General features: G+C 50.6%; 30 protein-coding genes and 1 tRNA gene. 18 read left to right on the forward strand and 13 right to left on the reverse strand.

Annotated elements, in window-relative coordinates; all coding sequences use genetic code 11:
• Positions 1–27: 27 nt before the first annotated feature.
• On the forward strand, positions 28–999 hold the full coding sequence (locus QXT02_RS04005; RefSeq protein WP_342812063.1) for an ABC transporter permease: 972 nt from the start codon (positions 28–30) through the stop codon (positions 997–999).
• A 9-nt stretch (positions 1000–1008) separates the two neighbouring features.
• Entirely contained in the window at positions 1009–1944 is a 936-nt protein-coding gene (locus QXT02_RS04010; RefSeq protein ID WP_342812064.1) for an ABC transporter permease, read from the forward strand.
• A 35-nt stretch (positions 1945–1979) separates the two neighbouring features.
• Here the strand turns inward: QXT02_RS04010 and QXT02_RS04015 are convergent, their stop codons facing one another.
• The 3 genes from QXT02_RS04015 to QXT02_RS04025 form a co-directional block, all read right to left on the reverse strand.
• Positions 1980–2234 carry a DUF504 domain-containing protein gene (locus tag QXT02_RS04015; protein ID WP_342812065.1) on the reverse strand — a complete coding sequence of 85 codons (255 nt, stop codon included), beginning with the start codon at positions 2232–2234 and terminating at the stop codon, positions 1980–1982.
• Positions 2235–2258: 24 nt separating this feature from the next.
• On the reverse strand, positions 2259–2894 hold the full coding sequence (locus tag QXT02_RS04020) for an MBL fold metallo-hydrolase (protein WP_342812066.1): 636 nt from the start codon (positions 2892–2894) through the stop codon (positions 2259–2261).
• Between the two features lie 204 nt (positions 2895–3098).
• On the reverse strand, positions 3099–4190 hold the full coding sequence (locus QXT02_RS04025; RefSeq protein ID WP_342812067.1) for a radical SAM protein: 1092 nt from the start codon (positions 4188–4190) through the stop codon (positions 3099–3101).
• A gap of 59 nt (positions 4191–4249) precedes the next feature.
• Here QXT02_RS04025 and QXT02_RS04030 point away from each other — a divergent pair, with 59 nt between their 5' ends.
• From QXT02_RS04030 to QXT02_RS04045, 4 genes are all read left to right on the forward strand, one after another.
• A complete protein-coding gene (locus QXT02_RS04030; protein WP_342812068.1) occupies positions 4250–5116 on the forward strand; it encodes a ribose-phosphate diphosphokinase in 867 nt (288 codons plus the stop codon).
• 9 nt (positions 5117–5125) lie between these two features.
• Positions 5126–6157: a methyltransferase domain-containing protein gene (locus tag QXT02_RS04035; RefSeq protein ID WP_342812069.1), complete on the forward strand. Its 1032-nt coding sequence runs from the start codon at positions 5126–5128 to the stop codon at positions 6155–6157.
• A 45-nt stretch (positions 6158–6202) separates the two neighbouring features.
• On the forward strand, positions 6203–7120 hold the full coding sequence (gene rnz / locus QXT02_RS04040) for a ribonuclease Z (protein ID WP_342812070.1): 918 nt from the start codon (positions 6203–6205) through the stop codon (positions 7118–7120).
• Between the two features lie 147 nt (positions 7121–7267).
• The gene (locus tag QXT02_RS04045) at positions 7268–9634 is read left to right on the forward strand and encodes a PAS domain S-box protein (protein WP_342812071.1); all 2367 of its coding nucleotides are present in this window, start codon (positions 7268–7270) and stop codon (positions 9632–9634) included.
• Between the two features lie 164 nt (positions 9635–9798).
• Here QXT02_RS04045 and gltA read toward each other — a convergent pair whose 3' ends face one another.
• From gltA to glmM, 6 genes are all read right to left on the reverse strand, one after another.
• Positions 9799–11241, reverse strand: coding sequence for an NADPH-dependent glutamate synthase (gene gltA, locus QXT02_RS04050; RefSeq protein ID WP_342812072.1), 1443 nt, complete (start codon positions 11239–11241; stop codon positions 9799–9801).
• Positions 11242–11243: 2 nt separating this feature from the next.
• A complete protein-coding gene (locus QXT02_RS04055) occupies positions 11244–12077 on the reverse strand; it encodes a sulfide/dihydroorotate dehydrogenase-like FAD/NAD-binding protein (RefSeq protein WP_342812073.1) in 834 nt (277 codons plus the stop codon).
• Positions 12078–12160: 83 nt separating this feature from the next.
• Positions 12161–12577 carry an RNA-binding domain-containing protein gene (locus QXT02_RS04060; protein ID WP_342812074.1) on the reverse strand — a complete coding sequence of 139 codons (417 nt, stop codon included), beginning with the start codon at positions 12575–12577 and terminating at the stop codon, positions 12161–12163.
• A complete protein-coding gene (locus QXT02_RS04065) occupies positions 12574–13140 on the reverse strand; it encodes an AAA family ATPase (RefSeq protein WP_342812075.1) in 567 nt (188 codons plus the stop codon). The genes QXT02_RS04060 and QXT02_RS04065 overlap by 4 nt, the downstream gene beginning before the upstream one ends.
• The gene (locus QXT02_RS04070) at positions 13140–13373 is read right to left on the reverse strand and encodes an Lrp/AsnC family transcriptional regulator (RefSeq protein WP_342812076.1); all 234 of its coding nucleotides are present in this window, start codon (positions 13371–13373) and stop codon (positions 13140–13142) included. Before QXT02_RS04070 ends, QXT02_RS04065 begins: the two co-directional genes overlap by 1 nt.
• A gap of 61 nt (positions 13374–13434) precedes the next feature.
• Positions 13435–14793, reverse strand: coding sequence for a phosphoglucosamine mutase (gene glmM / locus QXT02_RS04075; RefSeq protein WP_342812077.1), 1359 nt, complete (start codon positions 14791–14793; stop codon positions 13435–13437).
• A gap of 176 nt (positions 14794–14969) precedes the next feature.
• Here glmM and QXT02_RS04080 point away from each other — a divergent pair, with 176 nt between their 5' ends.
• Both QXT02_RS04080 and QXT02_RS04085 read left to right on the forward strand, forming a co-directional pair.
• Positions 14970–15149 (forward strand): hypothetical protein, encoded by a 180-nt coding sequence (locus tag QXT02_RS04080; RefSeq protein WP_342812078.1) that lies wholly within the window; start codon positions 14970–14972, stop codon positions 15147–15149.
• A gap of 84 nt (positions 15150–15233) precedes the next feature.
• The gene (locus QXT02_RS04085) at positions 15234–15374 is read left to right on the forward strand and encodes a hypothetical protein (protein WP_342812079.1); all 141 of its coding nucleotides are present in this window, start codon (positions 15234–15236) and stop codon (positions 15372–15374) included.
• A 9-nt stretch (positions 15375–15383) separates the two neighbouring features.
• Here the strand turns inward: QXT02_RS04085 and trxB are convergent, their stop codons facing one another.
• The 4 genes from trxB to hypD all read right to left on the reverse strand — a co-directional run bounded on the left by trxB (position 15384) and on the right by hypD (position 18543).
• Positions 15384–16316 carry a thioredoxin-disulfide reductase gene (gene trxB, locus QXT02_RS04090; protein ID WP_342812080.1) on the reverse strand — a complete coding sequence of 311 codons (933 nt, stop codon included), beginning with the start codon at positions 16314–16316 and terminating at the stop codon, positions 15384–15386.
• Between the two features lie 52 nt (positions 16317–16368).
• Entirely contained in the window at positions 16369–16935 is a 567-nt protein-coding gene (locus QXT02_RS04095; RefSeq protein WP_342812081.1) for a TMEM165/GDT1 family protein, read from the reverse strand.
• A gap of 86 nt (positions 16936–17021) precedes the next feature.
• Positions 17022–17360 carry a HypC/HybG/HupF family hydrogenase formation chaperone gene (locus QXT02_RS04100; protein WP_342812082.1) on the reverse strand — a complete coding sequence of 113 codons (339 nt, stop codon included), beginning with the start codon at positions 17358–17360 and terminating at the stop codon, positions 17022–17024.
• Between the two features lies 1 nt (position 17361).
• Positions 17362–18543, reverse strand: a complete 1182-nt coding sequence (gene hypD, locus QXT02_RS04105) for a hydrogenase formation protein HypD (RefSeq protein ID WP_342812083.1) — start codon at positions 18541–18543, stop codon at positions 17362–17364.
• A gap of 164 nt (positions 18544–18707) precedes the next feature.
• Between hypD and QXT02_RS04110 the strand changes: the two genes are divergently transcribed.
• The 10 genes from QXT02_RS04110 to QXT02_RS04155 all read left to right on the forward strand — a co-directional run bounded on the left by QXT02_RS04110 (position 18708) and on the right by QXT02_RS04155 (position 25644).
• A complete protein-coding gene (locus QXT02_RS04110; protein ID WP_342812084.1) occupies positions 18708–19754 on the forward strand; it encodes a 4Fe-4S dicluster domain-containing protein in 1047 nt (348 codons plus the stop codon).
• Complete coding sequence (locus QXT02_RS04115; protein ID WP_342812085.1) at positions 19751–20566, forward strand: FAD/NAD(P)-binding protein; 816 nt, start codon at positions 19751–19753, stop codon at positions 20564–20566. The genes QXT02_RS04110 and QXT02_RS04115 overlap by 4 nt, the downstream gene beginning before the upstream one ends.
• The gene (locus tag QXT02_RS04120) at positions 20566–21312 is read left to right on the forward strand and encodes an NADH:ubiquinone oxidoreductase (RefSeq protein ID WP_342812086.1); all 747 of its coding nucleotides are present in this window, start codon (positions 20566–20568) and stop codon (positions 21310–21312) included. Before QXT02_RS04115 ends, QXT02_RS04120 begins: the two co-directional genes overlap by 1 nt.
• On the forward strand, positions 21309–22640 hold the full coding sequence (locus tag QXT02_RS04125; RefSeq protein WP_342812087.1) for a Ni/Fe hydrogenase subunit alpha: 1332 nt from the start codon (positions 21309–21311) through the stop codon (positions 22638–22640). The genes QXT02_RS04120 and QXT02_RS04125 overlap by 4 nt, the downstream gene beginning before the upstream one ends.
• A complete protein-coding gene (locus QXT02_RS04130) occupies positions 22633–23091 on the forward strand; it encodes a hydrogenase maturation protease (protein WP_342812088.1) in 459 nt (152 codons plus the stop codon). The genes QXT02_RS04125 and QXT02_RS04130 overlap by 8 nt, the downstream gene beginning before the upstream one ends.
• A 14-nt stretch (positions 23092–23105) precedes the next feature.
• Entirely contained in the window at positions 23106–23564 is a 459-nt protein-coding gene (locus QXT02_RS04135; RefSeq protein ID WP_342812089.1) for a cyclic nucleotide-binding domain-containing protein, read from the forward strand.
• Positions 23565–23615: 51 nt separating this feature from the next.
• Entirely contained in the window at positions 23616–23786 is a 171-nt protein-coding gene (locus QXT02_RS04140; RefSeq protein ID WP_342812090.1) for a YHS domain-containing protein, read from the forward strand.
• A gap of 48 nt (positions 23787–23834) precedes the next feature.
• The gene (pdxT, locus tag QXT02_RS04145; protein ID WP_342812095.1) at positions 23835–24437 is read left to right on the forward strand and encodes a pyridoxal 5'-phosphate synthase glutaminase subunit PdxT; all 603 of its coding nucleotides are present in this window, start codon (positions 23835–23837) and stop codon (positions 24435–24437) included.
• Between the two features lie 335 nt (positions 24438–24772).
• Entirely contained in the window at positions 24773–25537 is a 765-nt protein-coding gene (locus QXT02_RS04150; RefSeq protein WP_342812091.1) for an LAGLIDADG family homing endonuclease, read from the forward strand.
• Positions 25528–25644, forward strand: a tRNA-Ala gene (locus QXT02_RS04155). Before QXT02_RS04150 ends, QXT02_RS04155 begins: the two co-directional genes overlap by 10 nt.
• Positions 25645–25761: the final 117 nt, after the last annotated feature.

The raw sequence follows: 25761 nt of genomic DNA on the forward strand, positions 1-25761 counted from the left end.
AGAATCGTTTTCCCCGTGTTATCAGTAGTGGGCGCACTTCTATTGGGAGCATTTTTCATCGCTCTGTCGGGCCATGATCCGGTGGCGGCCTACGCCTCGCTGTTCATGGAGGCCTTTGGGAGCGTAAATGGTATAACCGACACATTGGTTAAAGCAGCCCCGCTGTTGTTGGCCGGAGTTGGTCTGGTAGTGGCCTATAAATCGTCCATCTGGACTATAGGTGCCGAGGGTCAGATTTTATTTGGAGCGCTTGCGGCCGTCTGGTTAGGCCTGAACTTTAAAGGAGTTCCGAGTTTTCTGCTGATTCCCACTATCATGGTGGCCAGTTTTTTGGCGGGAGCGGGGTTGGCTATGATAGCCGGAGTGCTCAAGGCAAAGATAGGTGTTAACGAAATTATCACCACGCTCATGTTGAACAACATCGCTTCTTACTTCATCCTTTACTTGGTCAGCGGTCCAATGAAGACTCCGGAAGTCGGTTACAACCAGACCCGGATTATCACCTCCGAGGCCTTTTTGCCGATATTAGTTCAGGACACGAGGCTACATGCAGGAGTCTTGCTGGCAATTCTGGCTGCTATCTTTGTTTACATTCTGGTAGAAAAGACATCTTTGGGTTACAAGATTAAGGCCGTCGGACACAGCCCCAAGGCAGCCAAGTATGCAGGGATTAGCATGTCGCGGAATATCTTAATAGTAATGTTTGTGAGCGGAGGTCTCGCCGGCCTAGCAGGCATGGGCGAGGTCTTGGGCGTCCACCACCTGCTGATGCTCGACATCTCTCCTGGCTATGGTTACACCGCCATTCTGGTGGCCCTGCTGGCTAGGTTGAACCCCATCGCAACCATTGCCTCGGCCTTTCTCTTTGCCGGGCTGCTGAACGGCTCGGTGGCCATGCAGCGTGGGGCTGGGGTACCGTCTTCTCTGGTACTGATTATTCAGGCCCTAGTCGTCGTATTTGTGCTGGCGAGCGAATATGCGACTCGGGAGAAAAGGTGAGGTGGGCAGATGGTCACTGAGGCAGAAATCATCACCGGGCTCTTGTCGAGCGCGGTGAAGCTGGCCGTACCCCTGCTGCTGGCAGCCATTGGTGAAATTTTCTCCGAGCGTTCCGGTGTCCTTAATCTCGGGATGGAGGGGATGATGCTGGGTGGAGCCTCGGCCGCCTTCATCGGAGCCTATTTCTTCAACTTGTGGGTCGGTCTGCTGCTGGGGATGCTGGTCGGCGGAATCATCGGAGTGATCATGGCTTTCATGAGCGTAATCCTGAGGCGGAACCAGATTGTGGTCGGCGTGGTGCTGACGATTTTCGGCGCTGGGTTGAGTTCTTTCTTGTTTCGAATGTGTTTTGGTACCGCGACTTCCTATCCTACCATAAGCGGCTTTCAGGGAGTGGAGATACCGGTTCTGGGCCAGATACCTTGGCTGGGCCCGATTCTCTTCCAGAACAACATCTTGGTTTACCTGGCCCTTTTAGCGGTGCCCGTGGCGGGAATTTTCCTTTACAAGACGACGCACGGCTTGAGGATCAGGGCGGTTGGTGAGAACCCGAGGGCCGCCGATTCCCTCGGCGTGAACGTGGTTCGGATCCGCTTCATTTGCGTCGTCTTCGCCGGCGTGATGGGCGGGTTGGCTGGGGCTTATCTCTCCATAGGGCACATGAATATATTTCGGGAGGGAATGACCGCGGGCAGGGGCTACATCGTCCTCGCCCTGGTCATCTTTGGAACTTGGTCTCCCTACCGGGTTTTGGCGGGCTCACTGCTCTTCGGAGGAATAGATGCGCTGGGCTCACGCTTTCAGATTTTCAAAGTGGGTATTCCCTACCAGTTTGTGCTGATGTTGCCCTATGTGTTCACCATCATCGTTCTCATTCTCGTCTCGTTGAGAAAGGGCCTGACCAGAGGTGCACCGGCGGCCCTAGGAACTCCCTACGAACGTTGAGGGAAAGTTTTATTGTAATGGATGATTTCCGGTATCTATAGATTGGCATGCTTTTTCTCATACCTTATCTCTCCACATACCTCGATCTTGATAATTCTATGATAGGGGATGTAGGTCTCGCCTTCGGGCATCATTACTTTCATGAATCCGGAGCCCAGCTCTATGATGTTCTTTCCGTGAATTTCACGCCTGTTTTCGGGTGCGCCGCGGTGGATGATTGTTATCCTGACATCACCGAGTTTTTCCTTACCAGCCCATTTGATTTTATTTAGAACTTCTCTGGCCCCCATAGGATCACCCGGGCACTGCTAGTTTCAAATCAATTCAATAGCTGAAAGGATCACTTCGTGGGCACCGTCATCCGCGGACGGGCCGTGTCCTGGATAGAGACTTTTTGGTCTTAGCTCGGCCAGCTTTTTCAGAGACTTGGCGAGGGCACGGTAATCCCCTGTGGGCAGGTCGGTTCTACCCACATCTCCGTAGAAGACGGTGTCTCCGGAGAAAAGTGCGCCGAGGCGGGGCTCGTATAAGCAGATGCTGCCCTGCGTGTGGCCGGGAGTGTGGATAACCTCGAGCACAGAGCTTCCCAGTTCTATCCTATCACCATCGTGGAGTTCCCGCGCTACCTCCAGTGGTTCGGGATGGACGCCAAAAAAGTGAGCCATTGTGACATGCCGGTCCCCCTTCCGAAGCAAAGCGGCTTCGGATTCATAGATGGCTATCTCGCATCCCGCCTTGAGGAAATCCACATCCCCTCCAGTATGATCAAAATGACAGTGGGTATTGATCAGGAGCTCGATATCGCTCGGCTTCAATCCCAGTTTCTCCAGATTTTGGCGGACGATTTTAAAGTTCTGTCCCGTCCCGGCATCTATTAAGGTGACGACATCATCGATAATCAGGTACATGTTGGAGTCATAACCTAGGCCGCCAATTTGATGCAACATCATAGAAATCATCTTTGATCATCGCCAGTAAAAATAAACTCCACGAGATAAAAAATCAATCGGGCAGCAAGTTGATGAGATCGTGGGACTTGCAGAGAGGACAAAAACGAGGGGCAGGTAATCCACATCTCTATGAGTGATAGCTGTATCTTCTGCGGTCTTCCTCTAAATGTAGCCCAAAAACAAGGCAAATAGAGAGGATTGCGACTAAGTGATCACGTTTTTCAGACCAACTTCTTCGGCAATTCCCAGCGCTTTGGAGAATTCTTCCCGCGTCAGATGTCTGTTTATTTCTTCAAACTGATCAGCACGGTAGCAAGGTCGATATTGATCCATGATATTGACTCTGACCATGGAGCCCAAGTTGTCGGCGATCCATTTTAAAACTGGCCGGGTGCAGCATTCGAGATGGTTGGGTAGCACGAGGTGGCGGATGATTAACTCCGCATCCTTAAAGGCCAGCCGGTGATTGCGTGCCACGATTTCAAAGTAGCGAGGAACTTTTGAGTAGCGTTGGGCACATTTATCGTTGCCATACTTGAAATCTGCTAAATAAATGTCCTGGGTCCCGGAGAGAAGTTCCATTGATTCAAGGGAGAGATACATGTTTGAGTTCCACACGCTCGGGATATTAGCTTGGCAAAGTTTCAGCGCCTCTAAGATGGTGGGTAGGTTTGGGGTTGGTTCTCCTCCTACAAAGTTTACGTTTCTGGCTCCCTCTTCAGCGGCATTTTCGATCAGCCTAGCTACAGAAGTTGGCGAAACCGGTACTCCCTCCTCCGGATACTGTGAGATGTCCCAGTTCTGGCAGTACTGGCATTTGAAGGTACAACCGTTAAAGAAGATGGTGTAGCTTGGTACAAGCTCCGGCTCCTCACCATGGTGCATGAATTCTGAGGAGATTCGAGAAGTTTCACCGACACCACAGGTTCCCTTTTCCCCAGCAACTCTATTGGCCTCGCATCTTCGCTCGCAGAATCTGCAGGATTTCAGAATTCTGCGGGCCAGCTCTATTTTTAGGTCCAGAAGTGAAATCTTCGGCTTGTTCAGAGTTTCCAATTCCAGCTGGTTTGAGTCTAACTTGGACAGGATAGCACGCAGTTCCTTCAATCCTTGGGCGTGGGCCTGCCAGAGATCATCCGTGTCTGAGGAGAGATCCACGCCAACATCCACGTGTTTACAAACTTGGAACCTAGCGGGAAGCTTTTTTTCCATCACGGCAAAATAGCGGTGCAGCGCTGACCTCGCTCTCTCGTCCTTGAGCACCTCGACAGCATCAGGTCGAAGAATGCGCCACAAAGGAGCCACCAATTAGCATTAAATAAGCTACAGTGTTAAAGAATTTCGCAGAGGATGATATGATCGTCATATCCGGTTCTGCCTCGCCAAAGCTCTCGGCAAAGGTGGCGGACCTGCTCGGCGCCGAGTTGGTCAGTGCTGAGGTTAGACGTTTTCCTGATGGAGAAATTTACGTTAGGGTGGATGCGGAGCTGAGGAGAAAGCCGGTAGCGGTCATCCAGTCGACCTGCCCACCCCAGAACGATAATTTGATTGAACTGCTGCTTCTGCTGGACGCTGCTAAGGATCTCGGAGCGAAGAGGATCATAGCGGTCGTGCCCTACCTCGCCTATTCCCGTCAGGACAAACGGTTCAAGCCCGGGGAGGCCATAAGCCTGCGCACGGTGAGCAAGTTAATTAGCCAGTCTGGAGCGGAGGAATTGATCACCGTGGATATTCACCAGGAGGAGACGCTCGGCAATTTCTCCATTCCGGCGTTCAACCAGAGCGCCATGCCCTTGATTGGACGTTACCTGAGGGGTCTGAATCTCAAGAACCCACTCATCATCGGTGCCGACCAGGGATCCATAAAGCGTGCTACTAAAGTTGCGCTTGAGCTGGGGGCCGAGCATTATTTCCTAGAGAAGCGGAGGATCTCGCCAGAGAATGTGGTGGTTTATCCCAAGAATCTGGAAGTTCAGGGACGTGATGTCGTGATGGTCGACGATATTGTCAGCACTGGCGGAACCATAATCGGCGCGGCCAAGATTCTCCAAGAACAAGGAGCCCGAGATGTTTACGTTGCCTGCGCGCACCCGGTCTTGGCTGGAAATGCTGCGCAGAGGTTGAGGGAGGCCGGCATTAAGCAGATAATCGCCACCGACACCATAGAGAAGGATGTGAGCGTGGTTTCGGTTGCGCCCTTGATCGCAGAGCTTTTGAAGTAGGGTTTTTGGATGTCAAGACTAATGTTCGTGCTCTCCGGTGAGCATAGGACGTTGCCGGCGGCGGAGGTTGAGGCAGCCATCAAGGCCGAGCGCAGGTCTTTCAAGGAGGTGGAGCAGCTTGATCAGGTCCTCGTGCTGGAAACGAAGGCAAAGCCGGAAATCTTGGCGTCGCGTTTGGCCCTGTGTCGCGAGATCTGCTACCACCTTTGCACCTCTGGAGCCGCCGAGAAGGAGATACTGGAGGCGGTGGGTAGCTCTGACATAGTCGACCTCCTTCCCCATGGAAAGAGCTTCGCGGTCAGGATTGAGCGGGTGAAGCGAAGTGCCCCATCAATTGACACAGTTGAGCTGGCAAAAAAAGTTGCTGGCATGATTGCTGCGGAGATTGATTTCAAGGTTGATCTACTCAACCCTCAGCTGGAGCTACTTGGTGTGTTAACCGAGGATTCCTGTGTTTTCGGAATTACTGTAGCGGCGGTGGATAGGAGACAGTTCACCAAGAGAAAACCCACGGCAAGGCCAGCTTTTCATCCAGGCACGCTAAAGCCAGCGTTGGCTAGATGCATGGTGAACCTAGCCCGTACACCCAGAGGCGGAACCTTTTTGGATCCCTTTTGCGGTGTTGGCGGCATATTGCTTGAGGCAGGCATCATCGGCGCTAGGCCCATTGGTGTGGATATTGATGGAGAGATGGTCAATGGGGCTAGGGCCAACCTTGAGTCCATGGGCATCAAGGATTTTCAGCTCATGGTTGGTGATGCCCGCAAGCTGCCGGCACTGGAGGCGGATGCTGTCGCGACCGATCCTCCATACGGTCGTCAGTCAAGCACCGCCGGGATGAAGCTTGAGGAGCTCTACCGCGAGGCGCTGCCATCGATCGCCGGGGCGCTGAAGGAGCGTGGATACTTATGCATAACCTCGCCTGCCGGACTTGAGCTGAATGATCTAGCTGCAAGCGCTGGTTTGGTTGAAGTGGAGCAGCATGAGCAGAGAGTACACCGTAGCCTGACGCGGCAGATTTATGTTTTCAGAAGAAAGTAGCCGTACCTATTTAGCCCTATGCCGCGCTTTAATTTTCAGGTAGCCATGAAGTTAATCTTTTTGGGAACCAGCGGTAGCATCCCGACTTCGAGGCGCAACATTCCATCGATAGCTTTGAAGATGAACGGAGAACTGTTGCTTTTCGACGTTGCCGAGGGAACGCAGCGCCAGATGGCCATTGCCCATCTCAGCCCCATGAAGGTATCCTCAATTTTCATTACACACCTTCACGGCGATCACTTCCTTGGACTGGCTGGCTTGGTGCAGACGATGGCACTACTCTTTCGTAGCGATCCGTTAGAGGTCTATTGTCCAGCGGGAGAGCGGGAGAGACTGGAGACTTACCTGAGCATACCACACTATACCCTTACTTTCGATGTTATCGTTCGGGAGCTTAACCCGGGTGATGAAATCCGCCGCAGAGGCTACCGGATACTGACCTCCGAAGTCGACCATCCTGTGCCTTCCTTGGCTTATGCGGTAGTCGAGGATGACCGCCCTGGCCACATTGATGTTAAAAAGGCAGAGGCGTTGGGGCTGAAACCCGGCCCGGATTTTGCGCGTCTGAAGGCGGGACAGAGCGTTAGGTTGAAGGACGGAACAGTAGTGAAACCGGAACAGGTGGTGGGACCACCCCGTCCCGGCAGGAAAATCGTGTATACTGGAGACACTAAACCGACCGAACGAATAGTCAATTTAGCTAGGGGGGCCGATGTTCTCATTCATGACTGCACTTTGGACGATGAACTCGCGGACAAAGCCGAGGAGAATTCCCACTCGACTCCGAGCCGCGCGGCCGAGGTGGCCAAGCGCGCTGGAGTCAAGCTGCTAATTTTGATGCACATCAGCCCGCGGTATGAGGATGATTCTACCTTGCAGGAGCAGGCAAAAAAGATCTTTCCGAATACATTGGTGGCACGTGATCTAATGGTTATTGAAGTCCCGTTTCACAACAATACTTAGGCAACCTCGTTTTTAGGGACAATTTTTTCAATGGGGTAACTTTATATGCTGGCAGCTTAAATAAAATGAGAAGTTCTAGGATGTTGCGGGAAAAGTTTTTGGAGGGCCTTTCTACCGTTTTTGATTTTCTAGAACTTGGTGAGAAGTATGAAAAGCAGAAGAACAGGGGGCACAGGCAAGCAGTCCGGTTTACCTTTAGTTCTGAATCTCATAAAGACTACGCCGCTGTCCATCGTAGTCCATGATCCCAAAGGGAAAATCGTGGCATGGAGCCGGGGAGCTGAAAAGCTTTTGGGTTACTCGGCAAATGAAATGGTTGGCACCAGTTTTTACAACCTTCTCTCCAGCGATGCTGGAGTGAAAGAAGAAAAGATTGTCGCTAAGATGTCATGTGGCGAACTGGGTCGCTGTGAGTCTCGATTGGTTACAAAGGATGGCCGCATTCTTGACGTATGGACAATAGTTTCACCTTGGTGCGACGTTTCAGGTCAAGTGATTGCTATCTTTAGGTTTATCGAGGACATCAGCGAGCGCAAGGAAATTGAGAGTAAAATTATGATGTCCGAGAAGGAAAAACGTTTGATTCTAGACGGAATTCAAGAACTGATTGCTTACCAAGATCTGGATAACCGCGTTCTTTGGGTAAACGCGGCGGCGGCTAGATCGGTTAGCCAGACGTCAGAAGAATTGGTGGGAAGGTTCTGTTACGAGATATGGCACCAGCGAAAGGCGCCCTGTGAGGGCTGTCCTGTGGTGATGGCCAGAGTAACAGGACGGCCACAGGAGGCCGAAATAGCTTCTCCCGATGGTAGGTTTTGGCACATCCGTGGCTATCCGGTTCAGGATAAAAGCGGCCAAGTTTCTGGAGTGATTGAAATTACATCGGAAATCACCGAGCGCAAGCTGGCTGAAAGGGAACGTCACGAATTTGAGAAAAGGTATCGGGACATCATTAACGGCACTTCAGATGTCGTGTTACAGATAGATTTGGAGGGCAACTTTATCTACATGAATAAAAGCTTCGAAACGGAAACCGGTTATTCCTTTGAGGAGATTAGAGGCAGAAATATCAAAGAGTTCCTCGTTGGGGAATCTTATCAAAAAGCGATGGAAAGATTGGAGAAGAGGAAAAAGGGAGAGAAGTCTTTGCCTCCATTTGAAGTGCAGGTAAAGGCCAAAGACGGCAGGATAATATTTTTCGAATTAAACACCTCACCAATATTTAAGGAAAAAAAGCTTGTTGCTATAAATATCGTAGCCAGAAATATCACTATGCGCAAAGAGATGGAGGAAATGTTGCGCGTGAGCGAAGAGAAATACCACTCTTTGATCGAATCGTCAGGCGATCCGATATTTCTGCTCGACAGGGAGCTAAAATTTCTTTACGCCAACAAAGCATTTTTGGCTCGTTTGGGCCTTTCGTGGGACGAAGTAGTAGGCAGATCCTTTGCTGACCTTTACCCAGCCCAAGCGGTGGAAAGACTTAGTGAGGCCGTAAACAATATCTTGGAAACGGGAAAGCTGGTACAACAGGAGTTTTGGAGCGAGAAACTTCAAGGAGTTTTCCTCCGGACGATTAGTCCGGTTAAGAATCCAATGACGGACGAAATCACAGCATTTACCGTTGTTTCTAAGGACATAACAGCACTCAAGACGATGGAGGCTTCCCTGCGCGAGTACGGGGAAAAATTGAGAGCGATAGTCGATTTCTCCCCTGATGGCATTCTGATCACTGATTTAAGGCATAAGATAATTGATTGCAACCGAGCCGCGCTCAAAATGCTTGGAATTACAAATAGGGATGAGCTGATCGGTAAGGATATTCTGGACATGATCTCACCAGAGACAAAAAATAAGATGGAAGGCGATATTGAGGAAACCAAAAAATTGGGAATTAAACGAGATATGAGGTATGGTTTAATGAACGGCATTGAAATCCCTGCCGAGATTTCCATTTCCACTATCCCCGATTCAACAGGCAAACCGCAGTCCCTATTGTTCGTGATAAAGGACATCACGGAACGGCTGAGAATGGAGGAGAGGATGAGGGAGTTTATCTACAAGGTGAACAACATCTTGCCCGGAGATCTTTGCCTTCACAGCTCCCATAGAGCGACCTACAACATCTTCACGCAATTAGTGATGCATGGAATCGCTGGGCTCTGTTTTACTAGAGAGAAACCTGATGAATTAGTCAACTATGGCATCCCTAAGGATAAGATCATAGTTATCTCGACGATTCCTGTGCAAGGGTATGAGAACGTTGATGGACTTCAGCAGGTTAGTCTGAGGATTTCTGAATTTCTCAAGGAACATGAAAATTCCGTGGTCTTGCTAGATGGCCTTGAGTACTTGGTTAGTAGGTCGGGATTTGATTTGGTTTATCGGTTCCTACAGGAAAAGCGCTTCAACTTCCTAGAGAGCAAATCAGTAATGCTCATTCCTGTTAACCTATCCGTTTTCACCGACAAGGAACGTGCTCTCATTTCTGCCGAGGCCAACATAATCGGATAGAAGAAACATGAAGTACTGGGCGGGCTCAGGCTGAAGTTTCCGTTCATTATTTTCACGTAACCCTCTTTTCTTCATCGCCCATTGTTATTGAAACTTAGTTATTTTTTAGCATTTTGATCAATTTTCTTGGCGGTTTACTCTGGATAAGGGATTCAGATAAAGCGTTAATGTTTGGCTCTTCCTCTTTTTCTTAGACTGCCACCCTTGGAGAGGTAATCATCGATGGCCCTTGCGGCCCTCTTCCCATCGCCTATGGCGGAGATTACCGTCGCGGAGCCCCTGATGATGTCGCCACCGGCAAAGATTCCCTCGCGGCTGGTCGCGCAGGTTTTTTCATCGACCTCAAAGTAGCCCCACTTGTTGGTCTTAACTCCGGTTGCGCTCCTAGCCACCAGCGGGTTGGCCGTGGTTCCGATGGCGTCTATCACCATGTCGACCTTGATAATGAAATTGGAGTTCTCGATGGGGATCGGCTTCCTCCTTCCCGACTCGTCCGGCTCGCCCAGCTTCATTCTGATGCACTCCATCCCTGTCACGTTGCCTTTCTCATCACCTAGAATTCTCACCGGCAGCGTGAGAAAGTCTAAGATCACGCCTTCCTCCTCAGCGTGGACGATTTCCTCCTTTCTTGCTGGCGCCTCTTCTCTGGTTCTCCTGTAGACGATGCGCACCTCCTTGGCCCCGAGCCTGAGCGCGGTCCTGGCGGCATCCATGGCCACATTGCCCGCGCCGATGACCGCTACCTTTTCTCCAATTTTTATGGGAGTATCGTATTCCGGAAAGAGGTAGGATTTCATCAGGTTCGATCGGGTCAGAAATTCGTTCGCGGAGTAGACATCGTTCAGGTTTTCTCCTGGAATCTGGAGGAACTTTGGCGCCCCGGCCCCGTTAGCGAGGAAGATGGCGTCAAACTCCTCAGCGAGTTCATCAACACTTTTTGTCAGCCCCACCACGAAGTTGGTGACGAATTGAATGCCTAGGTCCTTTGCCTTGTTAATTTCCCATTCTACGATCTCCTTAGGCAACCTGAACTCAGGGATACCATACATCAAGACCCCACCCAGTTTGTGCAGGGCCTCGAAGATCGTTACCTCGTAGCCCTTCTTGGCCAGGTCGGAGGCGCAGGTGAAGCCCGCGGGACCCGAGCCCACAATTGCCACCCGCTTTCCATTTTTGATCTCAGGCGGCCTTTCCTTGATGTTGTTTTTTCTCGCCCAGTCCGCCACAAATCGTTCCAGCTTCCCAATGTAGATGGGTTTTCCCTGTTTGGCATAGACGCAGGTCATCTGGCATTGTTCCTCCTGAGGACAGACCCTTCCGCACACCGCCGGCAAGCTGTTTGTTTTCAGTATTTCGAGGTAGGCGCCAGCGAAGTCCTCCTCAACTATCTTTTGAATAAATCCCGGGATGTTGACCTCAGCGGGACAACCTTCCACACAGCTCGGTCGTTTACACTGCAAGCACCTCTGGGCCTCGTAAATGGCATCCTCCGGAGAATAGCCCAGTGGCACCTCATTGAAATTTTTGATTCTTTCCTCAGGCGGCTGTTCAGGCATCGGCCGTGGTGACCTCTTCATTCGTTCTGGGAGGGGAATAGGTTGGGCCATGTTTATTCACCGAAACTCTTTTTGTAGAGATCGTAGGCGATCTTCTCCTGCTGTTTGTATCGGGAAAGACGATTGATGAACTCGGCCCAGTCAACCAGGTGCCCGTTAAATTCTGGCCCGTCGACGCAGGCAAACTTCGTCTGGCCGCCGACGGTAACTCGGCAGGTGCCGCACATCCCCGTTCCGTCCAGCATGGTCGCGTTAAGGCTGGTGATGGTTTCCACACCATAGGGTCTGGTTACCTCGCAAACGGCTTTCATCATTACTGCCGGACCTATGGCCCAAATCCTTTTTACGGGTTCGCCGCTGCGAAGCACCTCGCCGAGCGGACCGGTTACAAATCCTTTCTGTCCATAACTGCCGTCGTCGGTGGTGACCAGCAGCTTGTCCGTGACTTTTCTCATTTCATCCTCCATTATCAACAGTCCCTTTGTCCTAGCGCCGATGATCCCAATTACCCGATTACCTGCCGCCTTCAGCTCCCGGGCAATCGGATAAACCGGAGCCACGCCGATGCCTCCACCGACGACCACAACGGTTCCATAGTTTTCTATTTCCGAAGGTATGCCCAAAGGACCAACCAAGGAGAAAAGTTCCTCACCCTCCTTCACCTTTGACAGCATTGCGGTTGTCTTTCCTACCACCTCAAAGACCATCCTGATGGTTCCCCTCTCCCGATCGTAGTCGGCGATTGTCAGCGGTATGCGTTCTCCCTTTTCATGCACCATTAAAATTAAAAACTGTCCTGGCTTGGCCTTCTTTGCGATCAACGGTGCCTCGATCAACAATGAATAGATGTGGGGGGCAATTTCCTTTTTCGAGATTATTTTGGCCATGTTCAGCACCATTGTTGGTAATTAAAAGTAAACGATGCACGAGATGCTTTAAATTTTATGCTTGCGGTGGGGCCCGAGTTTTATTAGTGGATATCTCCGCTGTTTAGCTCCTGGACTGGCTTTCCTTCGCGAGTGCGCGGGGCGAGATAATCGATGAGCCGTTCAATGTCCGAAGCTTCGAGGTGAACTTTGATGGGTCCAAGGGGCGACTCCCCGTCGGTAAAGCTGATTTTGCCGACAAAGGCGACCTGTTTGTTCAGCAGGAATTCAGTGGTATTGTCCTTTCTGTTTGCAAACATGGTTGCTCTGGCCGTGTCTAGTATGGCTTGCTGTCTCAGCAGCTGGTGGAGCTTGGAGAGGGCCGTGACGTCGGTGGATTCTCCTATCAGTTTTCGCCCGACCAGCTCTAACTTCAGGGTCGGAAATATGTTTTTTACTGCAGCTTCAACCTTTTCGCGTGACTCGGTTGCCCTGACCTCGGTCTCCACCCGAAGTTTCACAGGCTTTCCCCCAAGATCTTTTTTAATAATTCTTCTGCTTTTTTCTGCAGCTCTTGGAGGCTGCCTTCATTCACGATGAGGAAGTCAGCCAGAGCGAGGGCATCGCCTAAGCCCCAGCCCAATTCTCGTTTATCCTTCTGGTGAAAACTTTTGATGTCGACGGTGTCGTCCTCTCTTCCTCGGGACGATGTTCTCAGATATCTGGTCCTTTGGCTTGACCAGCAACCGATGAGATGAAAATTTTTACCGAAGGATTTTCGAAATACCTCAACCTCAGCCATGCCTCTAATACCGTCAACGATGACTGCCCGCTGATCCTTTCCTATTCTTTTGATGACGGGAATACAGCGCTTGGCGATAGTTCCCATGCCTTCCCTCTTACGCAGCTCGTTGGAGAGCCTAGCAACGTTCCGCTCAGTTATCCTTTTTCCGCGGTTCCTCAATTCCTCCCAAACGACATCCCCCATCCTAACACTGGGAACGCCGAGTTTGGCAAACACCTTGGCAACTTCAGTCTTACCTGATCCTGGCAGGCCGACAATGCCGATTACTTGCGGAGCCATTACAATTCGACCACGATCAGCGTAGTGGTATTAGTAACACCAGGGATGCTTCGGATGTCACCGAAGATGGCCTTCGTCAGCTTTTCCAGCGAGTCGACTTCAATCCTAGCCACAATGTCGTAGGGGCCGGCGACGGCTTCGGCCTTCTTCACCCCTTCAATGAGCTTTACCTTTTTGAAAACTTCGGCAGTCTTTCCAGGCTCCGCCGAGATCAGGCTGTATGCGTTTACCATTTCGATACCTCCAATTTATATCTTCACATTTTCCTTAAAAAAGCCAAGGGAAAATTTCCATCTATGCTTTCAGGTATTCTTTGATCTTTTTCAGTACGATTTCCCTAAGCCTCTCCAGTTCCGCTTCGTCGCGTCCCTCAACAACCAAGCGCGCCTTGGGCTCGGTCCCAGAGGTTCTGACGAGGATCCAGCTGCCGTTTTTCCTGTTGATCCTGACCCCGTCAACTTCCACGACTTCATGAATTTCGTCCACGCTGGACAAAAGGTAATCGCGCATCTCATGCATGAATTCATCCTTAATCTCGTCGGGGCATTCGAAGTCGTTGTAGTATGTTGGGTAATTAGGGACTCTTTCCGCGATTATCTCCGACAACGGCTTCGACTCGGTAGACAGCAATTCCAGTAGCTTGGCAGCGCTAAAGACACCATCCGCCCATGGCCCAAGCTCCAGAAAGACAAGCTTCCCGGGCTCGGCGGCAAAGCAGGCGTGGCGCTCCAGCATGGCTTCGGTGAAATCACCTAGCCCAGTTCTATAGACCTTACCACCCGCCCTCGCCACCACCTCGTCAATGGCCACGGAGGTATTGATGCTCGTCACCACCGTTCCACCGTTTGATCGCGCCACGGCAAGTTCTGCAAAAAGGGCGATAATCGTGTCAGCTTTCACAAAGTTTCCCTGTTCATCAACTACAGCAATCCTGTCAGCATCACCATCGTGCGCCAAGCCGATGTCGGCATTAGCCTCACGCACCGTGGCCATGAGGTCGGTCAGGTTCCATGGCTGCGGCTCCGGAGGCCTGCCTGGGAAGTGACCGTCCGGATGGGCGTTGAGCGTAACAACCTTGCAGCCCAGCTCGCGCAAAAGCCGCGGCGTTACCAGAGAACCAGCCCCGTTAGCGCAGTCAACTACCACCTTAAGACCGGGCCTCACTTTCACCAATTTTTTGATGGCGTTGAGGTAGGGGGTAATCGGCTCGTATCTTCGCACAGTGCCAAGTTCATCCCACTTGGAAATCTTACCCCCACTCCCGAAGAATATCCGCTCTAGGGAGACCTCGTCTTCGGTTAGAAATTCGGTTCCGTCCGAGCGGTAGAAGGCGATGCCGTTGTCCTCGGGCGGGTTGTGGGAGGCGGTGATGATGGCACCGGCTCCAGCTCCCAGAGATCTGGTGGTGAAGGCTAGGCAGGGCGAAGGAACAGTGCCAATTTCAATGACATTCGATCCACCCGAGATGAGGCCGGCGGTGAAGGCACGGGTCAACATCTCGCCAGAGGTCCGCGTGTCCCATCCGACCACCACCTCTCCACCGTTAACGTATTCCGCTAGGGCGCAGCCAAGCCTCAGCATGAGTTCCGGGGTTACCTTTGTTGATAGCGGCCCACGGATGCCCCTAGTGCCGAAGAGCTTTTTCCCGATCATGGTTCGTCCTACAAACCTTCTGCAACCTTAGTTATTCTTTCTTTCGTTTTACATTATATAGCTCCAGGCGACCATGTGTTATGGGCAAAGATCTTGAGCGGCCGGGTTGTGAACGCAATTCTTTTTAAAAGCAAATCCTGCTCAGCAAAGCGGAAAGGAAAATTATCTCTGAGATTATGGGCTGGGATGAGGAACTGAAACAGATAAGGGAGAAAAAACTTAAGAAACTGATGGGAAGGGCGGGCAAGGGTGGACAGAAGGCGATGCCGGGTAAACCGATGGAACTTAACGCGACTTCTTTCAGGGAACTGATTAGGGCTCACCCTATTGTGGTGGTAGATTGCTGGGCCTCCTAATGCACCCCGTGTCGCTTGATCGCATCAATTGTTGAGGAATTGGTCCAGAAGTAGGGAGAATAACCTTCGGGAAATTCAACGTGGATGAGAATCCAGAGATCGCCTGAGTTCCAGATAATGGGAATCTCCATACTATTGGTGTTTAATCAGGGTAAGCTGGTCGATCGCATCGTCGGGGCCATGCCAAAGAATGCCTTGGAAGTTAGGATTGTCCGCCTGCTCTGAAGCGGTCCTTCAGCTCCGGTAGTGGTAGGGCCTTTTGATATAGCCGAAAGCGTCAATAGTGGCTATGATCGCCTGACCCACCGCCACGCCAACCTGCTTAACCGGTGCCGCGGTCACATCACCGGCAGCATAAACGCCAGGGATATTGGTCCTCTGCCGGCTGTCGACGATAATGTAACCGTGTTCGTCAACCTTAACTCCCGCTTCCTTGGCTATCTGGCTGTTTGGGATCTCCCCTACTTGAATGAAAACGCCATCAATTTTCAACTCGCTGGTCTCGCCGGTTTTGTTGTTGAACAGAACCACGCTTCGGACTGAGGTGTCTCCTTTTATCTCCTTTACCTCAGTATTCCACAGTATTTCCACGTTTTTGTTCAGCAGATCTCTCACGTAGGCTTCCTCAGCCCTCAGCCTGTCCCGCCGGTGGGCCAGCTTGACGTTAGCGGCGATGTTTGATAGGTAGAGGGCGGAAACAGCTGCCGAGTTGCCTCCACCCACGACCAAGACGTTTTTTCCACGGAAGAAAGCGCCATCGCAGAGGGGACAATAGCTCACACCCTTACCACGGAACTCACTTTCCCCCGGCACACCGAGTTCTCGAAGGCTGCAGCCCGAGGCGACGACGACGGCCTTGGCCTCGTATTCTCCACTTTCAGTCTTAATCCGCTTTTTTTCACCCGCCAAGTCAAGCGCAATAACCTTTTCAAACTGTTTGATGGGAACGCCAAATTTTTGGCAGTGTTCCGTCATCCGGGCCATCAGCTCCTGACCGCTGATGGAGGGGAAGCCCGGGTAGTTTTCTATCAACGGAGATTCAGCGGCAGTGCCTCCAGGAATTTTCTCCTCTATGACCAGTGTTTTAAGCCCGCTGCGAACCCCGTAGAGGCCGGCGGTCAACCCAGCTGGCCCGGCGCCTATTATCACCAGCTCCCATTGCTCCATTTTTATCACTTTAATCTCACATTATCTCGTCATGAATGTTGAACAGATTCATTTATTTTATTAGCGCCTCAGCCAGGATGAGCACCCCGATAATTAGAAACACCGCACTGGTGATTATTTTAAGATATCTCTTCGGCATGAACTTCATCAGCCTGTAGCCTATCAATACCCCCAATCCCATGAGAAGGGCAAATGCGGCCGCCATCCCCACAAAAATGAACAATGGGGTGTTGTATTTGATGGCCAGCGCGATCACCGAGAATTGTGTTTTATCACCAAGCTCCAGCAGAGCCAGCATCGAGAATGAGGTCAGCAATGCCGGCTTGCTTTTTTTAACATCTATTTTTTCCTCGTCGTTCGGGATTAGATTTTTTATGCCGAACGAAATGAAGATGGCCGCGCTGATCAGTTTCAAAAGCTGAAGGGGAAGCAACCCTGCCAGCGCTGTGCCTATCAGTATGCTTATTCCATCTATGGCGATAACGGCCAGCATGGCGCCGACAAAAACCGACAGGGGGCGATATCTGCAGGACAGCGTTATGACGGCGAGCTGGGTCTTGTCGCCCAATTCTGCCAGCGCTATTATGCCAAAGGTTGTTACTAATGGTGTTAGGTCCATTTAAATCTCAATAATATACACACAACGGCAATAAAACCGTTTAATCTCTTCTTGTACACGAAATATTTTAATGATTGACCTCGTTCTTATTCTTTCAGCTCGTTTTGGATTTCCTCAATGGATTTGTCGATCCCGAATGTGCGCAGCAGACTGTTCATCTCTTGGTTCGCTTTTTCTCTGGCGGATTTTTCGTCAACTCCGGAGTTGATGAGTTCCTCTTCAATCAGGTCGCGGTAGATGGCAACGTTGGCCATGAAGTCCTCAGGGCTAATGCTACCGATGGCGATCCCAGCGTGGATCATGACCAGCTGTCCCGGAGAAATGCCCTCAAAGCCGACCAATACACCCCTCCTCACGCCGCCGAGGTCCACTGTGGCTATCTGGCCACTTACGCTGATCACTTTAGCAGGTACTCCCCAGCACATGTTAGCCACCTCTTCCCTGCCTAGCCCAGACGTTGCAGGTGCCTTCTGAGGATACCATACATGGGCCCCATGGCTTGGTCGGTGAACAGCCCTTCATGAACATCGGACACTCCACTGGCTTTGAGATGCCGACAACTACCTCGCCGCACCTGCACCCAGCTGGTAGATCATCCCCGGTTCCATCGGGGACATTCGACTTTAGTTTTAGTTCGGGTAGGCCGAAGTATCTTATTGCATCAAACCTGTCGAAGAATTCACCTTTTAGCCTCAGCCCGCTCTGCGGTATGGTTCCTAGCCCCCTCCACAAGGCATCAGTTTTTTCAAAGACAGACTCGATGGCGTCTTTAGCGTAGAGGTTCCCTTCCCACTTAACCAGCCTTTTGTACTCTATCCTTGTTTCCGCGCGCTTTTCTTTAATCATGAGCAATAGCTGGGCCACGGCCATGAGCACATCGATGGGTTCAAATCCGGCCACAACGGTAGGTAAGTGGTGTTCCTTCGGAAGAAAATCCCATGCGGAGGCCCCTGTTATTGCTGAGACATGTCCGGGCGCAATTATCCCGCGGATGGGGAGCAATCCTCTATTCTGGTGGAGCTTAATGGTATATTTCATGGCCGGAGGTGTCAGCCTGATGGCATTGAGAAATTTTAGGTTTTCCGGGACCAAACCCTCCTTGAAGGACAACGCATAGCTCGGAGCAGTGGTTTCGAACCCGATCGCGAAGAAGATGCTGTCCCTGCCGCTTTTACCTGCGTCGGCAACGGCATCGAGGTAGCTGTAAACGACCTTGACCTCGCCGCCGCAGGATTTGGCTTCCTCCAGACTGCTTGGATATCCAGAACTAGGTCCCCGAAGCTTCAGGACGTCCCCATAGGTGTAGACTCTCACCCCTTCCATCGCCAGTTTAATAGCGGCCTCAACATAGTGGGCAGGGGTCACGCAGACGGGGCAACCCGGTCCAGCCACTAGGTCCAAATAGGGCGGCAATAGTGACCTAATTCCATACCTCGTGGTGGTCCACTCGTGAGTACCGCAGAAATTCATTATTTTTATCGATTCAACATTTTCCCTTGTTTTGATTTCCCGGGCATGGGCATGTATGGTTTCCTTGAGCTTTTCAGCTAAGGACAGGTTTTGTCTGAATATCTGTCTTATCCGATCTTGGTTAAAGGACGAAACCATGCCGCAGCACCATCTGGCTTATCTAGGCAGCGGTTAATAAAAGAGCACACCCATTGTATCTCGTGGCAGATGAGTCATTTTTCCTTTTTTTAAATTTGATGGCAAGGTTTAAATTCACTCGTTCATTAGTCTGAAAGAAGTGGACCTGTCTTGGTGGTGAAAGTTTGGAAAAATACCTGGTGGCAAAGACGAGCTTCCTCAAACGAATAGACCAAGAGATCAGGGAGGGCAATGAAGTTGTGGCACCGGTGAGGCAGGAGAACCAGGCTAATTTCAGGAGGTTAAAGTCAACCGAAGAAATTCTCTGGGGAGGCCCGCAGACGGTTATTTCGGCCAAGTCGTTTGTTTTTCCCCAGAAGGAGGAGTTACTCAGGTATGAGATGAATGATGAGATTAAGGTTCAGCCCAAGGTTGAGGCGAGACCGCTGATCCTGCTGGGCGTGCATCCCTGTGACATCAATGGGATCTCGCTTTTGGATAAGGTTTTCACGGAGAAGAATTTGGATGAGAATTATATTAAGAAGCGAGAAAATCTGACTATCATCGGTGTCGAATGCTTGGAACCCTGTAGTCCGGAATCTTTCTGCTACCGCAAGGGTTCCGTGGTTCCATCGGATGGTTTTGATCTCTTTCTGACGGATATGGGTAGGAACTTTTTCGTTGAAGTTGGTTCCTCAAGAGGAGAATCATTTATCTCTGGCTTGGGAAAGAAAGCCACGCAGGCCGATTTGGAGAAGGTTAAAAAGATCAGAAGGGAAAGGGACGCGCTGTTTGACCGAGAACAGCGGAAATTAAAGCCCAAGCTTTCGGAATTACCCCTGTTGCTGAAGGAAAACTACGATTCAGCTGTGTGGGCCGAGCGCGGGGTCAGATGCTTTGGATGCGGCTCTTGCAACATGGTCTGTCCCACCTGCTATTGTTTTGACGTTAGGGACTGCGTCGAGCTAGATCTGAGACACGGCAGCCGTTTGAGGTGGTGGGATGGGTGCATGCTCACCGATTTCACTAGGGTGGCCACCGGCGAAATCTTCCGGGAGGATCGGGGGGCAAGACTTCGCCACCGAACTTATCGCAAGGATTGTTATCTGTTTGAAAAGTGGGGGAGAAGCTTTTGTACCGGGTGTGGCAGGTGCGGGAAGGCCTGCCTGACAAAGATCGTTGATCCCTTGGACATCGCCAACGAGATCTATGAGAGGAGCCGATCAAGATGACGATATACAAACCAGAAATTGCTGTGATAAAAAAGGTGGCGACGCTGACCGAGACGGAAAAGCTGTTTGATCTGGAGATGCTCTCAGGAAAAGGTCTGAACCACAGGCCGGGCCAGTTCATAGAGTTGTCCGTCTTTGGCGTCGGTGAGGCCCCGATTTCCATCTCCTCAGCTCCCTCTGAGGCCCCGACCTTTCAACTCTGCGTCAGGAAAATTGGGAATGTGACCACGGCCATGCACGGAAAGAAGCCCGGCGACAAGGTCGGGATTCGAGGACCTTTCGGCAACGGCTTTGATTTAGAGGAGTTCAAGGGTTGGGATGTGATGTTGATCGGAGCTGGTCTCGGCTTGGCCCCGCTACGTTCGCTCATCTGGGCGGTTCTGAATTCAAGGAAGGACTTTGGCAATGTTTATATCATTCATGGTGCTAGGAGCCCCCAGCTGCTTCTCTTTAAGGATGAGCTGAAGGAATGGGAGGAGAGGAGCGACGTTGAGTTTTACTCAACGGTTGATGTGGCTGATGAAACTTGGCAGGGTCACGTCGGAGTCATCAGCACAATTATACCTCAGGTGAAATTCGATCCCGAGAACACCCAAGCCGTGATTGTGGGCCCTCCCGTGGTCTACAAATTCATCATTAAAGAACTGAAGAACCGAGGCATGGCGGATAAAAATATCTGGGTGGATCTCGAGAGAAAGATGAAATGTGGGGTTGGCAAGTGTGGGCACTGTCAGATAAACAACCTCTACGTCTGTCAGGACGGTCCAGTTTTTCGATACGACCGGATTAGAAACCTACCGGAGGCGATATGATGGTGAAACCAAAGGTCGCTTTCTTTGACTTTACCTGCTGTGAGGGATGCCAGCTGACCGTGTTGTCTATTGGTGATAAGCTTCTGGACCTCTTTGAGTCGGTTGAGGTGGTGAACTTTAGGGAAGCTTCCAGTTACAAAGGACAGGATTATGACATCGCCTTCGTTGAGGGGTCGATTGCCACCCCGAAGGACATCGAGAGGATCAAGGAGATCAGAAAGAAGGCTAAGGTGGTGGTCGCTCTTGGCGCCTGCGCCCACATCGCTGGCGTCAACGCGATCAGAAATTTCCACAACCAGCAGGAGATCAAAAAGATGGTCTATGGGGACAAGGCCTGGGTCTTCGATTCAATATTGGCCCAGCCGATTGACGCCATCATTAAGGTTGACTATTATATCCCTGAATGCCCGATCGACAAGGAGGAGTTCATCCGATTCGTCTCCCAGCTCCTGAACAACATGAAGCCATTTATCCCGGATTATCCCGTCTGCGTTGAATGCAAGATGAAGGGAAATGTCTGCAATTATCACAAGTCGAATCCAATCATCTGTATGGGCCCGGTGACAAGGGGAGGTTGCGGAGCAATCTGTCCCTCGGCTGGTAATGCCTGCGAGGGCTGCCGGGGTTTAGTCCCGGATGCCAATCTGGAGGCGATGGAATGGCTCCTGAATGAATACGGTATTTCCGTGGAGGACAAATTCAGGTTCTATCGTATGTACAACGGCCTGATGGGGATGAAAAAATGAGCGACAAAGACCTAGACATATATGTCCATCATATCACCAGGGTGGAAGGGCACGGTAACATCGTGGTAGACGTGAAGAAAGGAGAGTTGAAGGAAGTTAAGCTGGAGATCATAGAGTCACCAAGGTTCTTTGAGGCAATGCTGGTCGGCCGGCGCTTCCCTGAGGCGGTCCACATCGCTTGCAGAATTTGCGGTATCTGCTCCATCTCACACACGGCTGCCTCGATAAAGGCAGTTGAGGATGCACTGGGAATTAAGCCGACTTGGCAAACGGAGACACTAAGAAAAATACTGATGGATGCCGAGATGCTGGACTCACACGCCTTGCATGTCTTCTTCCTCGCCGCCCCTGATTTCTTCGGAGTTCCCTCAGTTATCCCGATGGCCTCTACCCATCCCGATATCATTAAAACCGCGATTAACCTCAAGAAGCTGGCCCATGATATTTGTGATGTTATAGTGGGCCGGCATACTCACCCGATTTCAATGGTGGTTGACGGCTTTACCAATCTGGTGACTGAGGAACAGATGGAGGAGTTGCTGGCGAAGATAAAACAGGCGCAGAGGGAAGATGTCCCTCGGATGCTGGATTTCTTCTCTAAGCTGAAGTTTCCTGATTTCCAGAGAAAGACCAACTATAACTGTTTGGTCAGCCACGAGGAGTATCCATTTTATGATGGGATGATAAAATCCTCCGAGGCTGGTGTCTACAAGCCCCGGGATTACAAACAAAAAATTGCCGAGCGCGTTGTGGAGCACTCCACGGCCAAGCATGCCTTTGGTCCGGTGAAACCGTACATGGTCGGAGCACTGGCTAGGTTTAACACCAATTACAAACAGTTGCTACCGGAGGCTCAGAAGGCCGCCAATCTCTTAGGGCTGGAGGCACCGAGCTATAACCCATACCACATAACCTTGGCCCAAGTGGTTGAGATCGTTCACGCTTTGGAGTCGATGTCTTGCCTCATCGAGCAGCTTTTATCCCGTGGTATCAAGGATGAGAGAACCGAGAGGCCGCCGCTCGCGGGCTGGTCGGCTAAGCTCCCCGCTGTTAAGAGGAGCTGGGGCGTTGGAGTGGTCGAGGCACCGAGGGGCTTATTGATTCATGAGTACCGGATCAACGGAAACGGCGCAATCGATGCAGCTAACTGCATCATACCCACAGCCCAGAACTTGGCTAACATCGAGGCTGACATGAGGGAATTGGTGCCTCAGATCCTCGATCGGCCAAAGGATGAAATCGTCAAGCTTCTGGAGATGTTGGTCAGGTCCTATGATCCCTGCATTTCCTGTTCTTGTCACCTGTTAAAGGTAGATTTTGTTGGTTGAGAGGAAACTCGTCGTCGGTCTGGGGAACATCCTTCTTAAGGATGATGGTGTTGGGGTGAGATGCGTCGAGTATCTGAGGAGCCAAGGACTGGTCAGGGACTTTAAAGTGATTGAGGGAGCCACGCTGGGGTTTGATCTTCTGGAGGAGATGAAAGAATTTGATCGCGTGGTTTTGGTCGACGCCGTGGATATGGGCAAGGAACCGGGATACATAGCCAGCTTCGGGGCCGAGGAGCTGCTAAAAATTGTCGGCGAAAAAAAATTTTCTTTGCACGAGTTCAGTCTGGTTGATGTAATCCAGCTGGGCAAGCAGCTGGGCTATCGCTTGGATAAGGTGAGGATCGTCGGCATTCAACCCAAGGAGATCGGTCACGGCGATCGTTTGAGCAAGACAGTTGAGGAGAAATTGTCCGAGCTGGCAGGTAGAGTTTTAAGCGAGATAAAAGATTAAAATTTGGTGGCTAAATGGCGGTAAAGCCGGAAGTCCTGAAGGGAATGGATATTTTTGAGTTTTTGAAGCGCGATGAGCTGAAGGACATCGCCGAGATGACGGAAGTAGAAGAGTTTGAGCAGGGTGACCTCATCTTTAAGGAAGGAGATCAGGCCGAGAAGATCTACATGGTGTTGGAAGGAAGGGTTTCGATTGAGCTGGAGGCTGGAGCTGGCAAGAGGATTTCAGTTTACACGTTGACTAAGGGCAGATTTTTCGGCTACCCGGCGCTGCTCCGCACCAAGAGGTACACCACCTATGCCCGCTGTTTGGATAAGGTCAAAGTCGCCGCCATAGTCGCCGATGAACTGGTCAACAAAGTCTTTAAGAAGGACTGCAGGCGGGGCTACCTCGTTATCAAGAAGGTGGCTGAGATAATTGCCAACGAGTTGTCCGACACCCGCGTACAGCTCTTATTCTTGGCCCAGCTCTGAAAGGCTAGGGAAAAGGATAATATTACAAATGTTTTGATTTGTGGTGGAGGCATGGCGAGGGATCCTGTCTGCGGGATGTTTGTGGATGAAAAAAAGGCAAAGTTTAAGTCGAGCCATGAGGGCAAGGAGTACTTTTTCTGTTCATTTGGATGTAAGAACAACTTTGACAAAAACCCGGACAGGTATCTAAAGGGTACTCTGGCTGGTTGTTGTAGGGACTAAGCAGTAAGGTAAAATAGCAGTTGAGCCGATTCATCAAAATATGGTGTAATCATGAGGATCGGCGTCATCGGTCTTCAAGGTGCGGTCAGCGAGCACATCGAAGCGGTCAAGCGAGCCCTTGCCGGGAGCGGTCTACGAGGAGAGGCCATCTGGGTGGCCCGGCCCCAGCAGCTTGAAGGGGTAGACGGCATTATCATCCCCGGCGGCGAGAGCACCACCATCGGTAAGCTCATGAAGATCACAGAGATCTTCGACATCGTGAAAAGGTTGGCCGAGTCCGGGGTGCCGGTGCTGGGGACCTGTGCCGGGATGGTAGTTCTGGCCAAGCGCGGTGATGAGCAGGTAATGAGAACTAAACAACCGCTGTTGGGTCTAATGGATATTTCTGTCGTGAGAAACGCCTTTGGTCGACAGCGCGAGTCCTTTGAGGCAGATATTCAAATCCGGATCTTGGATGAAAGACCATTTCCCGGGGTTTTCATCAGGGCGCCTGCGGTCAAGGAGGTCTGGGGGGATGCCGAGGTCATTGCCGAGTTTATGGGTAAGATAGTGGGGGTTAAACAGAAGAACATTATCGCGGTGGCTTTTCATCCCGAGCTGACATCGGATACTAGACTCCATGAATATTTTTTGAGAATGTGTTATGAATAGCCCTTGGGGAGGTGCAAAATTCGTCTGTTTTCTGCCACTAATGGTCGCTCATGCAGGAAGCGGTCGAATTGGCAAGGCCAGTTAACAATAAGACCGTCGTATCCGAGTGAAGGAGAAGTTGAAGAGGTTACGGTGCGCGGTCGATCGGCACCTACGCAAAACAGCTTAGGCTTTTGATACCTATTTAATTTTGCACACCTCTATATATTAAGAAATTTAACATAATTACCTATCAAAATAGTCGCGTTTTATAAAATGAGGAAGAGAGCAAATACTTTCGGTGACCCCTTTGGCAAAATCGCTTAAAGACATCAGAAGATTTTCATTTAAATCCTATGAAAAGGCTAAATGCTACTCAAATTAGTGAGGTTATTAAAGGTGCACAAACAGGCGCTTCATTGAGTCAATTAAGCACAAAGTTTGGGCTCCGCAAGACAACGATCTACTATCATGTCAGAGGCTACTGCCGCAAAATGGGAAAATTTGACGGAAGCCGATTGTCTGAGTGGGAAAAGGGATATCTCGTCGGGGTTTTCGTCGGCGATGGCTGTTTTAACTTTAGACAAAAGTACTATTCATACATGACTAAACTCACCTTAAACGCTAAAAGCGAACAACCAATCGTGGATTTATTAATTACTATTTTACGAAAAGCAAACACGAAACCATGGATTACTATAAATGAGAATAGATTTGAAGTTCGCGTATCCTCAAAGGGTTTTTGCTCATTTTTAAAAGGATATGCTGGTTACGGAAGTGAAAAAGGCAAATTGCGCAAGCGGCTTTTCTTAAGAGAGGGCCACGCAGAAAATTTTTTGTTCGGTGTTTTGGCTGGCCTGATAGATAGTGACGGGTGCGTCGCATTTGATAGGAAAAAGTACCTTCGTGCCATGATATCAACTAAGTCAAAAGTCCTAGCCACCACCATGCTTCAATTGGTAAATATATTAGAAATCCACGCTACAGTTCATAGATCCTCGGGTTTCACTGTCCGTATTTCAGCACCGTTCTTAAAGACGAATGCGCAAAATATACGGTCATTGAAGTTGAAACAAAAATTTAATTGGGGGTCGCACCAAGTAGGAATGGTGGGCCCATAGCTCAGCGGCAGATTGAATGCTAAAACATTCAAGCCGAAAGCGTTCGCTTCGCATGGGCGACCTGAAAGGGCGAAAGGTCGCGGGTTCAAATCCCGCTGGGTCCACCAGAATTTTATACTTCAAAACTTGATTTTCAAATAGTAGTGATAGTGATCGTGGTAGGGGCAGCAGTTTGGATTGTAGGTCAACCGTCACCAGCGGCAGAGAAACCATCGAGCATTATC

Source organism: Hadarchaeum sp. (SeqCode) (assembly GCF_038871235.1).
Classification (GTDB): domain Archaea; phylum Hadarchaeota; class Hadarchaeia; order Hadarchaeales; family Hadarchaeaceae; genus Hadarchaeum.

Bases quoted from the DNA above. Each gene is read 5' to 3' on its own strand.
- QXT02_RS04010 (WP_342812064.1), top strand. From the start codon at position 1,009: ATGGTCACTGAGGCAGAAATCATCACCGGGCTCTTGTCGAGCGCGGTG.
- QXT02_RS04015 (WP_342812065.1), bottom strand. From the start codon at position 2,234: ATGGGGGCCAGAGAAGTTCTAAATAAAATCAAATGGGCTGGTAAGGAA.
- QXT02_RS04020 (WP_342812066.1), bottom strand. From the start codon at position 2,894: ATGATGTTGCATCAAATTGGCGGCCTAGGTTATGACTCCAACATGTAC.
- QXT02_RS04030 (WP_342812068.1), top strand. From the start codon at position 4,250: ATGATCGTCATATCCGGTTCTGCCTCGCCAAAGCTCTCGGCAAAGGTG.
- QXT02_RS04035 (WP_342812069.1), top strand. From the start codon at position 5,126: ATGTCAAGACTAATGTTCGTGCTCTCCGGTGAGCATAGGACGTTGCCG.
- rnz (WP_342812070.1), top strand. From the start codon at position 6,203: ATGAAGTTAATCTTTTTGGGAACCAGCGGTAGCATCCCGACTTCGAGG.
- QXT02_RS04045 (WP_342812071.1), top strand. From the start codon at position 7,268: ATGAAAAGCAGAAGAACAGGGGGCACAGGCAAGCAGTCCGGTTTACCT.
- gltA (WP_342812072.1), bottom strand. From the start codon at position 11,241: ATGGCCCAACCTATTCCCCTCCCAGAACGAATGAAGAGGTCACCACGG.
- QXT02_RS04055 (WP_342812073.1), bottom strand. From the start codon at position 12,077: ATGGCCAAAATAATCTCGAAAAAGGAAATTGCCCCCCACATCTATTCA.
- QXT02_RS04065 (WP_342812075.1), bottom strand. From the start codon at position 13,140: ATGGCTCCGCAAGTAATCGGCATTGTCGGCCTGCCAGGATCAGGTAAG.
- QXT02_RS04070 (WP_342812076.1), bottom strand. From the start codon at position 13,373: ATGGTAAACGCATACAGCCTGATCTCGGCGGAGCCTGGAAAGACTGCC.
- glmM (WP_342812077.1), bottom strand. From the start codon at position 14,793: ATGATCGGGAAAAAGCTCTTCGGCACTAGGGGCATCCGTGGGCCGCTA.
- QXT02_RS04080 (WP_342812078.1), top strand. From the start codon at position 14,970: ATGGGCTGGGATGAGGAACTGAAACAGATAAGGGAGAAAAAACTTAAG.
- QXT02_RS04085 (WP_342812079.1), top strand. From the start codon at position 15,234: ATGAGAATCCAGAGATCGCCTGAGTTCCAGATAATGGGAATCTCCATA.
- trxB (WP_342812080.1), bottom strand. From the start codon at position 16,316: ATGGAGCAATGGGAGCTGGTGATAATAGGCGCCGGGCCAGCTGGGTTG.
- QXT02_RS04095 (WP_342812081.1), bottom strand. From the start codon at position 16,935: ATGGACCTAACACCATTAGTAACAACCTTTGGCATAATAGCGCTGGCA.
- QXT02_RS04100 (WP_342812082.1), bottom strand. From the start codon at position 17,360: ATGTGCTGGGGAGTACCTGCTAAAGTGATCAGCGTAAGTGGCCAGATA.
- hypD (WP_342812083.1), bottom strand. From the start codon at position 18,543: ATGGTTTCGTCCTTTAACCAAGATCGGATAAGACAGATATTCAGACAA.
- QXT02_RS04115 (WP_342812085.1), top strand. From the start codon at position 19,751: ATGACGATATACAAACCAGAAATTGCTGTGATAAAAAAGGTGGCGACG.
- QXT02_RS04120 (WP_342812086.1), top strand. From the start codon at position 20,566: ATGGTGAAACCAAAGGTCGCTTTCTTTGACTTTACCTGCTGTGAGGGA.
- QXT02_RS04125 (WP_342812087.1), top strand. From the start codon at position 21,309: ATGAGCGACAAAGACCTAGACATATATGTCCATCATATCACCAGGGTG.
- QXT02_RS04135 (WP_342812089.1), top strand. From the start codon at position 23,106: ATGGCGGTAAAGCCGGAAGTCCTGAAGGGAATGGATATTTTTGAGTTT.
- QXT02_RS04140 (WP_342812090.1), top strand. From the start codon at position 23,616: ATGGCGAGGGATCCTGTCTGCGGGATGTTTGTGGATGAAAAAAAGGCA.
- QXT02_RS04150 (WP_342812091.1), top strand. From the start codon at position 24,773: ATGAAAAGGCTAAATGCTACTCAAATTAGTGAGGTTATTAAAGGTGCA.